The sequence below is a fragment of the Vibrio sp. OPT46 genome (genome assembly GCF_015163535.1).
GTDB classification, from domain to species: Bacteria; Pseudomonadota; Gammaproteobacteria; order Enterobacterales; family Vibrionaceae; genus Vibrio; species Vibrio alginolyticus.
Map to the genome: position 1 here is coordinate 41,956 of NZ_JADDYG010000730.1, position 13,157 is coordinate 55,112.

Below are 13,157 nucleotides of genomic sequence, written 5' to 3' on the forward strand. Positions count from 1 at the left end.
TAAGCTGTAAATGTCGTCACCATCAGAGATTTTAGGCTCACGAAAAATCCATTTTTTACTTGAGTCTTCTCCAATCTCTGGATAAAGGACCCAAGGTGCTGATGTGATCATGTGAAAATACATATCCTTTGAGGTCTAATTAAATTTCCTTTTTATTATGGGCATCCCTCGCGACTAAAAATCAAATAATCCGCCTTTTTATCGGTATTTTTGTGATTCAAATCACAAAAATAAACCTATTAACCAAAAGTTAAAATAGTTCGAGGTCTAATTTATTAAATAGTCACCTAAATGCACAGTACAAAAAACAACCAGAATAAGACCGTTTTCCATGCTGTTCATTTCTCAGAGAAAAATAGAAATCCAAAAAAAAGCGGCATGCTTTCGCATACCGCTTTTATCAATAATTTAACTGCTGATACTAGTTATTTTGATTTCTTAGAAACCGCCTTTGGACGAGGTTCATCCATCAAACCTTTTATCAAAGATACCGTTGCAACAAGTAAAACAATAGTAAACGGTAAACCAGTCGTCACCGCCATTGCTTGAGCAGCAGCTAGACCACCACCCAACATCAATGCAATCGCAACCAAACCTTCAAACGTACACCAGAACACGCGTTGTGGCGTTGGTGCATCGACCTTACCGCCCGCAGCAATAGTATCAATAACCAGTGATCCTGAGTCAGAAGAGGTAATGAAGAACACCACGACTAAGATAATGCCGACAAAAGATGTTATCTCAGCCAATGGCATAACATCTAACATGGCAAAAAGTTTTAAAGGTAGTTCTGCGTTAAACACCGCCTCGTAGCCATCATTAACGTATTGGCTAATTGCGTTACCGCCAAAAGCCGTCATCCATAACACACAAACTGAAGATGGGATAAGAATAACGCAAATAATAAACTCACGAACTGAACGACCGCGAGACACACGTGCGATGAACATACCCACAAATGGTGACCAAGAAATCCACCACGCCCAGTAAAACGCCGTCCAGCCTTGAGAGTAATTCACATCCTCTCGACCAAATGGCATAGATAAGGCAGGGATATTAGCCACATAGGAAACGATGTTCTCGAAGAAACCAGTTAAAATCGCAATCGTCGGGCCAACAACAATAACAAATAGCAATAGCAGCGCTGCAAGACCCATGTTGATTTCAGATAAGATTTTCACGCCCTTATCGAGTCCAGCCACAACAGAGATTAAAGCGAGCGCAGTAATACCAATAATCAATATAACCTGCGTGGTATTGGTCATTGGGACATCAAACAGGAAGTTCAAACCCGTTGCGGCTTGAGACGCACCGTAGCCTAGCGATGTTGCTAAACCAAAAACCGTCGCTACCACTGCAAGAATATCGATAATATGACCAGTCCAACCCCATACACGCTCACCAAACAAAGGGTAAAAAATTGAGCGCATGGTGAGTGGCAAACCTTTGTTAAATGAAAAGATAGCCAGTCCAAGAGCCAAGAGCGCGTATATTGACCACGGATGAAGTGCCCAGTGGTAAATCGTCGCAGCCATCCCTAATGCCGAAGCTGCAGTTGCATCGCCCTCTGCACCACCTAGCGGTGCCCAGTCAGTACGTACACCATTCTCAACGCTCACGCCACCAATCGCAGAACTAAAATGGGACATCGGTTCTGATACACCGAAGAATACGAGACCAATGCCCATACCTGCAGCAAATAGCATTGCCAACCATCCGGCATAGGAGTAATCCGGTGTTGCTTCAGTACCACCGATTCGCACACGGCCCAATGGTGTGAAGATCAATCCGACACAGACAATGACAAAAATATTACCTGAAGCGAGAAAAAACCAGTCTAAATTGTGTAACAAACCCGCTCGTAGGTCTGCAAAAAACGGCTCTACCTGTTCTCGGAATAATAGTGTTATCACAACAAACATGACGATTGCTAAGCCAGAAATTGCAAAAACACGGTTGTGAATATCAAGGCCAAATGGGCCTACCTTTAGCGCAACGTTATCCTGACCAATTTGATAGTCAGTATCTATTGCGTTTACTTTTCCATCGGGGCGTTGAATGCCACCGTTATTATCGGTGCTCACGGATAATCTCCTTAAAAATACGTGACCAAGTTTAAATTACTTTCGTCGGAGTTCGAGTAATGAAACGTCTTCATCACTACCAAGCACATGTTCATAAAACATTGTTCTTATAAGCGGTTACTCAATCCGCCATCATAATCTTAAAGCCCCCTATCTCTCATTGCATTTTATTGTTTTCACCATAAATAACGCCTATTGCCAAACCGAAGATATTGGCATGTTTCGATTAAAGTGATACTGCAGTTGTGCTTGAAACAGCTCCGCAGTTGCTAACGCATCCGTCAGGGCATGGTGAGGTTGATAAGCAGGGAGGCCATATCTTTCACGAGCGTGCCCTAATCGTACAGAACCGGGTTTCTTGCCTTTCAACTTATTGATAAAACCTCTGCATTCACGGCGTTGTATCGCATACTCAATATCTAACGTATCAACAACAGGAAACTGTATCCCCTCTCCGATGCTATTTAGCAAGGCGTTATTAAAGAACTGCCTTTCAATGTTCTTGTAGTGAACAAGTACCACTTTGCCTGACAACGCATCCAATATTTCACCCAAGATCTGAGACAGCTGCGGCGCGTTTTTAACCTCAGAGTCAGTGATACCGTGAATAATGACAGACTCGTGGTTTAACTCTCTGTTTGGGTTAACGACCCAATGAGCAGAACCATTACATTGAACACGATCAATAGTGAACGGCACAAGTCCGATCGTGAGAATGACATCCTCTTCCGAGTTCAATCCTGTTGTCTCAAAGTCTACCGAGACAAATGGCACTTGTTCAATTGGTGTTTCCCCATTAACCATCGGTGTCGAATAGTAGCGTTTGAGCCTCTCGTCTTTCGCTTCTTTAGCTAGTTGTTTGAACAACATTGACCACTCTAGCGTCTGGGATGTATCCAACAACGGCTGTTCTTTTTCTACTTTTTTTGAGAACCACATTATTTGCTACTTCTCTGGTATCGAAACTTAATGAAGTTCTGAGCGTTACTTAGAATTTGAAATGCTGCTTTTAAGTTTCGACGTTCAAATTCAGACATGTTCTCCGGCTCAATATTGTTGTCTGGCTCTTCTCCATTTTCTATATCAAGGGCTTGGTGACGAATTCGAACCATGTAGATTAGCTCCATCGCATCCCTTAAATCCAAACCTCGACCTTTCGGTAAAATGCCAGCATCATTAATGTCATCTAAACGGTCGAAAGAGTTTTGCGATCGCGAACCGATTGCCAGAGAATGCACCCGTATTAAATCGGCCAACGGAGCCGTCCCCCTTCGCTTCAAGTTAATCGAGTTGCGATGACGACCATCTTTCTCCATCACAAAGTCTTTGAAAAAGCCCAGTGGAGGCGTCCTACGTATTGCGTTATACGCCATACAAGCAAGAAAGCGGTTATTTCTTTTCGCTCGTCTCACAATAAAGCTGCTTAATTGCTCCGCCCATTTCACTCGCCCATGCACACCGAGGAGATCAAAAAAGATATTACTATTTAACAATCTCTCAGGGGTTGGATTGTCTATCCAGTTTCCAAAGCATTCTTCCCATTCTGCACGAGTTTTTCGCCATTCTGGGTTGGTAGCCATAATGTCTCCAGTACAATAAGCATAGCCGCATGCCGCTAAACCATCACAAACAAATTTAGCAAACTTTTCAAAGTACTCTCCGTGAATCTCAACGTCATAACTGTTATCGAGAATAAGGGCGTTATCTTGATCCGTTACAATTAGCTGCTCATCCCTCGCCATTGAACCCATTGCGACTAAACAATAAGGAATGGGCGCTGGGCCGAACTCTTGCTCAGCTAATTCAGCGAGGCGTTGTTTGAAACTACTGCCTATAACCGACATGGCTCGACCAATCATGTGCGCGTTGGCATCTTCATTGACCATTCTTACGAAACAGTCTTTTACTTGTTCAGAAACCTGCTTGAGATCCTCGACACTGGTTTGCTGAAAAATAGAGCTCACTAGCAATAGGCTGTTCTGAGATTCGTAACGAACGATGTCCGTCATGCCAATAATTCCTATCGGCTTTTTATCTTTTAAAATTGGTAAATGATGCACGTTGTAACGCAACATGGTTAACATGGCCTCAAACACATAGGCGTTATAATCCAATGAAACCACGTCATAACTCATGACCTCACTCACTGGAATATTGGTATCAATACCTTGAGCTAGTACGCGAATGCAAAGATCGCGATCAGTCAATATTCCAAGCAGCTGTTCATCATCTTCTTCTGTGAGCTCCTCTGTCGGGCGAATAATGAGCAGAGAGGTGACATTTTCCTCTGCCATTAGTATCGCAGCTTCCTGAATTGAAGCCGTTGCCTCCAGAGTTACTGGATCTCTTGCTAAGATTTTACGTGCCTTAGCGGTGGTAAAGTCATTGCTTTCGGAGCGGCTAGATATTGCGCTTCGCAAACGCGCGCTATCTTCCAGTTCCATGTAGTCCGCAAAGTTTTCAAACTCATCACAAAGTTCATTGAAGATGTTTTCCGGAATACAGTAAACGAGAGTGTCTTCTATCGCTTTGGCTGGCATACGTACGCGGTTGTTCATCAACAATCCCATCTGACCAAACAGTCCACCAGCATCAATCCTGTTGTAAAGTTCACCTTTACGTCGATAAATCTCTACCGCCCCACTTCTCACCATATACAAGTCGCGGATCGTATCTCCGAAGTTAAGGATTTTTGTTCCTTGCCGAAAGTATGCAACCTCGGCATTGAGAGCAATTTTTCTAAGCTGCTCTTCAGGTAGGTCATCAAAAGGTGGGTACTGGCTAATGAAATTGAGCACTTCTAACTGTTCGGCTTCCATTTTTTATTCCATACGTTGCCTAAACTACAGCGATAAATATCACCCTGAGTGAAATCAAGCAATAAATAAATCTAAGGATAACAGTACCTAACCGATTTCACAGGACCAAGCCTTAACCAAAAATTAGAGCTCTAACCTTTTTATATGTAGAACTCTAAGCTATCACGGCTTATATCTATGCAAGTGAGTTGAGTTGAAATGTACAAAAAAATTCAAAATAAATTCAACCCTACGTCAGGGCAACGTTGCGGCGGATAAAAACATATTGCAAACAATTGTTTTAAATATAAAAAACAAGAGTTGAACAGACCTTACTCAACGAATTCTCTATGCACGGCAGAACTAGTTAACCAACCCCCTTTCGTTGAAAGTTGAACTAAAATTAATTAGAGTACAAATCGTTAAACAGTTATAAACACACGAAAAAGGACAGATAACATGGATCCCATACTGGAAGTTAAGGGACTGTATAAAGTGTTTGGAGAAGACCCAGAGAGAGCCTTCTCGCTTATCGACAAAGGCGTCGATAAAGACGGTATTTTTGAACAGACAGGTTTAACAGTCGGCGTAAACGATGTATCTCTCACCATAAATGAAGGGGAAATTTTCGTAATCATGGGCCTTTCTGGCTCCGGGAAATCCACCCTTGTTCGACTTCTTAACCGGCTCATTGAGCCGACTAAAGGTAGTGTTTATCTCAAAGGAAGAGATATCGCCCACATCTCCGAGAATGAACTTCGAGAAGTTCGTCGTAATAATATCTCAATGGTGTTTCAAAGTTTCGCACTCATGCCACACATGACGGTGATTGAAAATGCCGCCTTTGGTTTAGAACTTGCCGGCATCGATGTTAATGAGCGTCAGAAAAGTGCCCTTTCCGCCTTAGAAAGAGTGGGTTTAGACCCTTATGCAGAATCTTTCCCTGACGAATTATCCGGTGGTATGAAACAGCGCGTTGGTTTAGCGAGAGCGTTAGCCTGTGATCCTGACATCCTATTAATGGACGAGGCGTTTTCCGCTTTAGACCCATTGATCCGTTCTGAGATGCAAGATGAGCTTATTCGTCTACAGAACGATGACAAACGCACAATTGTCTTCATTTCTCATGATTTGGATGAAGCAATGCGCATTGGCGACCGTATCGCCATCATGCAAAACGGTGAGGTTGTTCAGGTTGGTACACCTGATGAAATATTACACAGTCCAGCAAATGATTATGTCGAAGCCTTTTTCCGCGGCGTAAACATCGCAAGTGTCTTGACAGCAAAAGATATCGCGCGCAAGAAGCCAGCGGCTGTTTTTAAGAAATCGGAAAATGACGGTCCAGGCTCTGCGATGCAGATTCTGATGGATCACGACCGTGATTACGGTATTGTCGTCGATAAATCTAGCCGATATTCCGGCATCGTATCTCTTGATTCACTACGTTTGGCTCATAAAGAAAACCGTTCGTTAGCCAGTGCTCAATTACCGGATGAAGTTACTCTTCAGCCTGATCAGTCAATTAATGACATTTTGGGTCTGGTTGCTGGTGTTCCTTATGCCGTGCCTGTCGTAGATGAGCAAGGAACTTACTTTGGTGTCGTGACTAAATCACGTCTTCTACAAACACTAGATAAGGATTAACACGATGTCTTCAGAGCAAACTAACAATGATCCCTGGTCAAATACTGCTCCTGCGCAAGATGATCCTTGGTCGCAAGGTACAGAGGCCGCGCCAAGTAATGATTGGCTCAACTCAGAAACTGTAGAGCAAGCGCCATTCGATATTATGAACCCATTCCAAGATGCGGTTTTACCCCTCGATAGCTGGGTAGAATCCGGTTTGAACTGGCTGGTGGAACATGGTCGACCTGTTTTCCAAGCAATACGAGTTCCAATCGACTTTATTCTAACGTCGTTTGAAACTGCTTTGGTGTCTACACCTGCGCCTATAATGGTACTCATTTTATTTTTGCTAGCGTGGCAGTTTTCCAATGTAAAACTTGGTTTTTCTACTCTTGTATCCCTTGTTTTCATCGGCCTAATTGGTGCGTGGTCACAAGCGATGACAACGCTAGCACTGGTGTTAACCGCCGTTTTCTTCTGTTTGCTTATAGGGCTACCAATGGGGATATGGTTGGCAAGGAGCCAAACCGCTGCCAAATTTGTTAGGCCAATATTAGATGCAATGCAAACGACTCCCGCGTTCGTTTACCTTGTGCCAATTGTTATGTTGTTTGGTATTGGTAACGTTCCTGGCGTAGTAGTAACGATCATTTTCGCCCTGCCTCCCGTTGTGCGCCTGACTATTTTAGGTATTCAGCAAGTACCTGAAGAGCTTATCGAAGCTGGCCACTCTTTCGGGGCAAACAAAAAACAGATGCTTTATCGCATCCAGTTACCGTTGGCGTTACCAACTATCATGGCAGGTGTAAACCAAACCTTAATGCTGTCACTTTCTATGGTAGTGATTGCTTCAATGATTGCTGTTGGCGGCTTAGGCCAAATGGTACTTCGTGGTATTGGCCGACTTGATATGGGTCTTGCTGCCGTTGGTGGCTTAGGCATCGTTATTCTTGCGATTTTGTTAGACCGTATCACCCAGGTGTTAGGGGTTAATGCGGGCAACACTAAACTTCGCTGGTATCACACAGGTCCTGTTTCATACCTATTAAAACTGAAAACAAAGACGAACCAAGACGATCTAAAACTTAGGAGAAACATCAATGAATAATTCATGGAAGAAAGCGCTCTCTGTTGGAGCTCTAAGTACTATCGCATTTTCAACTTATGGTGTGGCAAGTGAACTACCGGGTGAAGGTGTCACTGTTCAGCCTGTTCAATCAACCGTTGCAGAAGAAACATTTCAAACGTTGATCGTAAACCGCGCACTTGAAGAGCTTGGTTACGATGTTAAACCGACCAAAGAAGTGGACTACAACGTAGGCTACACCTCTATTGCTAAAGGTGATGCTACTTTCTTAGCGGTTGGTTGGTTCCCTCTTCACGCCGATAAGTACACGATGTCGGGCGGTGATGATAAGTTCTTCCGTAAAGGCCAATACGTAAGTGGTGCTGCGCAAGGTTATTTGATCGATAAGAAAACCGCGGAAAAATATAACATCACTAACATTGGTCAGTTAAAAGATCCAAAATTGGCGAAGCTATTCGATGCAAACGGCGATGGCAAAGCGGACTTAACTGGTTGTAACCCAGGTTGGGGGTGTGAAATGGTTGTTGAGCATCAGTTGGATGCTTTCAAACTTCGTGGCACAGTAACACACAACCAAGGTAACTACGCGGCGATTATCGCTGATACGATCTCACGTTACAAAAAAGGCGATCCGATTCTTTACTACACTTGGACACCGTACTGGGTAAGTGGCGTTTTAGTTCCAGGGAAAGATGTTGTGTGGTTAGAAGTGCCATTCTCTTCACTTCCTGGTGAGCGTAAGGACATTGATACGACACTAGAGAACGGTAAGAACTACGGCTTCGAGATGAACTCTATGCGCATCGTTGCCAATAAAGAGTTTACGGAAAAAAACCCTGCTGCTGCGAAGCTATTTGAAATCATCAAACTAAATATCAATGATGTTAGTGCTCAGAATATGATGATGAGCCAAGGTAAGAACAGCTCAGCGGACATCGAGTCTCATGTAAATGGTTGGATCAAAGCGAACCAGAAAAAGTTCGACGCATGGGTCGAAGAAGCGAAGAAAGCCGCAATGTAATCATGCCTTTATCAACCTCTAGAGCCAGTTGGTGTTATCAACTGGCTCTTTTTTTACACAAACGCCCCTCCCCCTTACATAGACATACCAACACTTACACTACTCGACCATAAACCCACATTATAATTCACGTTTATTTCACGCTTGCTTTGCTAAAAACAACACAACATAACAATTAAACTATTCGAATAAATATGAAAAACTTATCAAAGAGCTCTGTGTGGGGGCCTTTGCAGCCAATTGCTGCCTTTTCTTTGTTTTCGCTTCTATTTCTGTCTATCTCAAGAGTTTTGCTAGCTTTTTGGCAGATTGACCGTATTGACTCTCTAAACGACTTAATTTACATCCTAGGTCAAGGTTTGCGCGTAGATATTGCAACGCTTTGCTGGTTATTTATTCTTCCAGCACTGTTTTCAACCTTCATGCCATTAACCGGTAAGATGGGAGAGTGTTGGAAGCGAATATTACGCATATGGATGGTTTTAGGGCTTTGGGTGCTTGTATACATGGAGCTAGCAACAGCGCCATTCATTCAGGAATACGACCTACGTCCAAACCGCCTGTTTGTGGAATACTTAATCTACCCAAAAGAAGTCTTGAGTATGCTCTGGACTGGCTACAAATTAGAACTGTTTATTGGTGCGTTAGGTACAGTTTTAACCATCACTTTAGGTTGGAAGTGGAGTAAGAAACTGACCGATAAGGCGCAGCAGGTCAACTGGAAATGGCGACCACTATTGGCACTTTTCGTTGTTCTTTTTGGGGTTGCAGGTGCTCGCTCATCTTTAGGTCACCGCCCGCTAAATCCTGCTATGGTCGCCTTTTCTAACGATCCACTGCTTAACGACTTAGCACTGAACTCATCTTACTCATTGTTGTTTGCGGTTAATAGCATGAAGTCAGAAAAGAGCGCGGAGCAGTTCTACGGAAAAATGGACACTCAAAAGATGTTGGAATTAGTTCGCACTTCATCAACAAAGTCCGACTTCACCCCTTCATTACTCCCAACCATGAACAGTAACCCCGCGACTTACCAAGGTAAACATAAAAACTTAGTGATTTTGCTACAAGAAAGCTTAGGCGCCCAATTTGTCGGTGCTTTGGGTGGTTTGCCTCTAACACCAAACCTTGATGAACTCATGAAGGAAGGTTGGCAGTTCACACAAATGTACGCCACTGGTACTCGTTCTGTCCGTGGAATTGAAGCCGTAACCACGGGCTTTCCTCCATCTCCGTCTCGCGCGGTAGTGAAGCTGAGTAAAAGCCAAACGGGTTTCTTTACTATCGCGGACTTACTAAAAGCTCAAGGCTATCACACGCAATTTATTTACGGCGGTGAAGCCAACTTTGACAACATGAAAACTTTCTTCTTTGGTAACGGTTTTGATCAAATAGTAGAAGAAGACGATTATAACAACCCAAGCTTTGTTGGCTCTTGGGGGGTTAGCGATGAAGATCTATATAACAAAGCAAACGAAGAGTTTGAACGCCTTTCAAAAAGCGACAAACCTTTCTTTAGCTTAGTTTTTACGTCAAGTAATCATAGCCCTTATGAGTATCCGCAAGGCAAAATTGAGCCATACGATTCAGAACATATGACGCGTAACAACGCCGTAAAATATTCCGATTACGCTTTGGGCACTTTCTTTGAAAAGGCGAAAAAGTCATCTTATTGGGATGATACCATTTTCATTGTAATTGCAGATCATGATGCACGTGTTTCTGGCGCTAACCTTGTTCCGGTTAAGCACTTTCACATTCCAGCATTGATCCTTGGTAAAGGCATTCAACCACGTAAAGATGACCGCATAGCAAACAACATAGACATGCCGCCTACACTGTTATCTCTAATTGGGGTAGATGCTAAAACACCGATGATTGGTCGTGATTTAACGAAGCCACTGGCTCGCGAAGATGAACGCGCAATGATGCAATACGACAAAAACTTTGGTTATTTAACGCGCGACAATCTCGTTGTGCTTTCCCCTGGTGAAAAGATATCGACCCTGGCGTACGACTTTAAAGACCAAACCATGAAGCCGCTAGAGGTGGACGAGTCTATTATCGAGCGTGCAAAAGCAAACGCATTATTTGCATCTAAAGCGTATCAAAACAACTGGTATTCTTCCAAAAACACTCATTAATACCAATGATTGCGCTGATAAAAAGGAGCTAAACGGCTCCTTTTTCTTATTCTTTCACTTACCTTCGAGAATGTGCTACTGACAACTCCTGTCGTTCCTTTCCGTTAGATTGCCCCTACTATTTCTAATTGATTAAGGAACAAACCATGCTGACTATCAATTCATTCGTTCTCTACGTTGAGGACATCCACATAAGCCAAGTTTTTTATTCGAAACTGTTCGAACGCAAAGTCACGCAGTTGTCTCCAACCTTCGCCGCTATTCCACTGACCGAAGGCTTAACGTTGACACTCAAGCAAAGAGATAATCTTTCACCCTACAGCGGCATTCGAGGTGGTGGTACTGAGTTGTCTTTATCAGTGCCCAACAGGCATACGTTAGAGCGCATTTACAAGCGCTGGAAAGACCTAGGTGTTGAGTTTGTTCAACCACCAGCGACATCAGTGTATGGGTTAAATTTTATGGCTATCGATCCAGATAAGCATCGCATTCGTGTTTTCATAAATGAATAAAAATGCGTTAAAAATGCTTTTTACCCATTCCCAATGTGACTTCAATAAATTAGACTCAAGGAAACATTAAAAGCGGCGTAGTAATAAGAAGGAATGCCCATGAGCTCAAGTAAGATCCTTAGCGAATCCCTAATCGAGAGCGGAAGAGATATCCCCCTCAAAGAACTGCTTTATGCAAAGCGCGTGCTGGATAACTACATGGCAGTAGCCAAAGAAAGTAGCCCGCTTGAGCTATTAACTGAGATGAAATCGGCAGCAAAGCAAGTAGAATACTTTACAACGACGAGTAACCCGTGTGAGGCTCGTAATGTCATCAGTCAGATGATTGATAAAATCGACACCGCGGAATCTTTTGCTTCGTTCAAAGCATTAGCAGGTAAGCCATCTCAAGCACTCAATGAACTAATTGAAGATCGAGCTCAGCTGATTAAATACGAACGAGAACTCCTGCTCGCCTCAGGCTATGACGCCTCACGAATCTAATATACGCGACAGGCTAAAAGTCATAGCTAACAACGAAAAAGGAGCTCTTAAAGAGCTCCTTTTGCTTTTCAAAAATCGGATACAAAAGACTTAAAGGCCGATATCTTCCGTTATTGCTTTGATTTGTTTGAGGTCCATTTTATAGACTTCAATCATTTGATCGACCTGACTTAGTCGTGAATTAGCTTCATCATGTTTATCACACGCGTCCGACTTCACGTCCCAAGATTTGCCTTCTAAAAATACGTCACACTCTTTCTTGAGTTTCTCAATCTTAGGTAATAATTTTGACCGTTCTTTCTCGAGAGACTCTAATTCTTGCGAAATTTTTAGCTCTTTCTGGAATACTTCGCGGGACCGCTCAAACATAGTCGCTTGCATATCCGCTTGACGACTCAACTTCTCATTTTCTGACTTCGTCGTGTTGATCTTATCTGCCTGCTGCTTCAATTGAGACTCTAGTGACAAGTTGACCTTCTCGACCTCAGTCAATTGCTTTTGCAACTTCTTAAGTGCTTTCTGATGAGCTTCATCTTTCGCGGCGAGTAACTCACTAACTTGGTTTTGTATTTCTTGGTCGAGCGCCTCTTCACGCACTTTTACTTGAGATGCCAACTGGGTTTTATCTTGCGTTAGTGCTTGATACTTTTCTTCTAATACGTGGTAAGTCGATTCCCACTTGTTCGCAGTGACAACCGATCCAACAAGGCCACCAAATGCCAAGCCTAACACCGCAGCGATTGCGATATAGATATGCGTACGTTTGTCACGCTCTTCAATGACAACTACGTCGTCTTGCTCTTCCATTTTGTTCTGAGAACTCACCGTATACTACTCCAAGGACTCTTTTACTTTGCTAGCGGATCAATTCCGCAAACATAATTGATGCTGTATAAATCAGAAATGCGCCAATTAATGTTATAACGGTCGCTTTTTGGACTTTTTCATTGGTTCGATAACGAAACAGCACAAATGCTACTGCAATCAACACCGCAATGGCTAATAATCTGGTCATACCGCCTCCTTGTCCACTCATGAAAAACTGCCTAGGTCCGTAGACTGTTTCACAAAGATTCATTGTAACCCATTTATACGTACCATAAGGTCAACTTAGCGTAGATTTTAAAATAAGTGCTCCGATTTTAATCAATTTTGTGTCCTTAATTGAATAACTTATGTCGTAACAATCGAAACACATTTATCGTTCTGAAGTATTTTTGGGTTCCATTCCCTAACCCAATAAATTTTATTTATGCCGTGACTCGCACAAAAAGATTGGCAAACATACCTTCATGAAAATTGATGAGGTTATTTCATTGAAAATAAATTGACATAGGGTGTTGAAATGGACCAAAAACATGATAGAGTTCACACGTTAATGATGACCAGCATCATTAAC

Annotated in this window: 11 protein-coding genes; 6 read left to right on the forward strand and 5 right to left on the reverse strand. The window is 42.9% G+C overall.

Translation table 11 applies throughout. The annotated features are described in order from the left end of the window. Positions 1 to 425 precede the first annotated feature (425 nt). The 3 genes from IQR33_RS26275 to IQR33_RS26285 form a co-directional block, all read right to left on the reverse strand. Positions 426 to 2,084, reverse strand: coding sequence for a BCCT family transporter (locus IQR33_RS26275; RefSeq protein ID WP_005377772.1), 1,659 nt, complete (start codon positions 2,082 to 2,084; stop codon positions 426 to 428). A 192-nt stretch (positions 2,085 to 2,276) separates the two neighbouring features. After that, complete coding sequence (locus IQR33_RS26280; protein ID WP_193837408.1) at positions 2,277 to 3,023, reverse strand: 3'-5' exonuclease; 747 nt, start codon at positions 3,021 to 3,023, stop codon at positions 2,277 to 2,279. After that, complete coding sequence (locus IQR33_RS26285) at positions 3,023 to 4,903, reverse strand: DUF294 nucleotidyltransferase-like domain-containing protein (protein WP_005377775.1); 1,881 nt, start codon at positions 4,901 to 4,903, stop codon at positions 3,023 to 3,025. The genes IQR33_RS26280 and IQR33_RS26285 overlap by 1 nt, the downstream gene beginning before the upstream one ends. A 438-nt stretch (positions 4,904 to 5,341) precedes the next feature. Between IQR33_RS26285 and proV the strand changes: the two genes are divergently transcribed. From proV to IQR33_RS26315, 6 genes are all read left to right on the forward strand, one after another. Further along, positions 5,342 to 6,529, forward strand: coding sequence for a glycine betaine/L-proline ABC transporter ATP-binding protein ProV (gene proV, locus IQR33_RS26290; protein WP_017633996.1), 1,188 nt, complete (start codon positions 5,342 to 5,344; stop codon positions 6,527 to 6,529). A gap of 4 nt (positions 6,530 to 6,533) precedes the next feature. After that, positions 6,534 to 7,619: a glycine betaine/L-proline ABC transporter permease ProW gene (proW, locus tag IQR33_RS26295; RefSeq protein WP_005377778.1), complete on the forward strand. Its 1,086-nt coding sequence runs from the start codon at positions 6,534 to 6,536 to the stop codon at positions 7,617 to 7,619. Then, entirely contained in the window at positions 7,612 to 8,619 is a 1,008-nt protein-coding gene (gene proX, locus IQR33_RS26300; RefSeq protein WP_005377779.1) for a glycine betaine/L-proline ABC transporter substrate-binding protein ProX, read from the forward strand. Before proW ends, proX begins: the two co-directional genes overlap by 8 nt. Positions 8,620 to 8,813: 194 nt before the next feature. Then, on the forward strand, positions 8,814 to 10,763 hold the full coding sequence (locus IQR33_RS26305) for an LTA synthase family protein (RefSeq protein WP_193837409.1): 1,950 nt from the start codon (positions 8,814 to 8,816) through the stop codon (positions 10,761 to 10,763). Between the two features lie 146 nt (positions 10,764 to 10,909). Next, a complete protein-coding gene (locus tag IQR33_RS26310; protein ID WP_130546073.1) occupies positions 10,910 to 11,275 on the forward strand; it encodes a VOC family protein in 366 nt (121 codons plus the stop codon). 99 nt (positions 11,276 to 11,374) lie between these two features. Next, positions 11,375 to 11,758, forward strand: coding sequence for a hypothetical protein (locus IQR33_RS26315; protein WP_193844193.1), 384 nt, complete (start codon positions 11,375 to 11,377; stop codon positions 11,756 to 11,758). Between the two features lie 90 nt (positions 11,759 to 11,848). Here the strand turns inward: IQR33_RS26315 and IQR33_RS26320 are convergent, their stop codons facing one another. Both IQR33_RS26320 and IQR33_RS26325 read right to left on the reverse strand, forming a co-directional pair. After that, positions 11,849 to 12,583, reverse strand: coding sequence for a chromosome segregation ATPase (locus tag IQR33_RS26320; protein ID WP_017820934.1), 735 nt, complete (start codon positions 12,581 to 12,583; stop codon positions 11,849 to 11,851). 31 nt (positions 12,584 to 12,614) lie between these two features. Further along, complete coding sequence (locus IQR33_RS26325) at positions 12,615 to 12,773, reverse strand: hypothetical protein (RefSeq protein WP_005377784.1); 159 nt, start codon at positions 12,771 to 12,773, stop codon at positions 12,615 to 12,617. Between the last annotated feature and the right edge of the window lie 384 nt (positions 12,774 to 13,157).

What these genes read in the sequence shown, in the direction of transcription:
- IQR33_RS26280 (WP_193837408.1), bottom strand. Translation starts at nt 3,023, where the DNA reads ATGTGGTTCTCAAAAAAAGTAGAAAAAGAACAGCCGTTGTTGGATACA.
- IQR33_RS26285 (WP_005377775.1), bottom strand. Translation starts at nt 4,903, where the DNA reads ATGGAAGCCGAACAGTTAGAAGTGCTCAATTTCATTAGCCAGTACCCA.
- proV (WP_017633996.1), top strand. Translation starts at nt 5,342, where the DNA reads ATGGATCCCATACTGGAAGTTAAGGGACTGTATAAAGTGTTTGGAGAA.
- proW (WP_005377778.1), top strand. Translation starts at nt 6,534, where the DNA reads ATGTCTTCAGAGCAAACTAACAATGATCCCTGGTCAAATACTGCTCCT.
- proX (WP_005377779.1), top strand. Translation starts at nt 7,612, where the DNA reads ATGAATAATTCATGGAAGAAAGCGCTCTCTGTTGGAGCTCTAAGTACT.
- IQR33_RS26305 (WP_193837409.1), top strand. Translation starts at nt 8,814, where the DNA reads ATGAAAAACTTATCAAAGAGCTCTGTGTGGGGGCCTTTGCAGCCAATT.
- IQR33_RS26310 (WP_130546073.1), top strand. Translation starts at nt 10,910, where the DNA reads ATGCTGACTATCAATTCATTCGTTCTCTACGTTGAGGACATCCACATA.
- IQR33_RS26315 (WP_193844193.1), top strand. Translation starts at nt 11,375, where the DNA reads ATGAGCTCAAGTAAGATCCTTAGCGAATCCCTAATCGAGAGCGGAAGA.
- IQR33_RS26325 (WP_005377784.1), bottom strand. Translation starts at nt 12,773, where the DNA reads ATGACCAGATTATTAGCCATTGCGGTGTTGATTGCAGTAGCATTTGTG.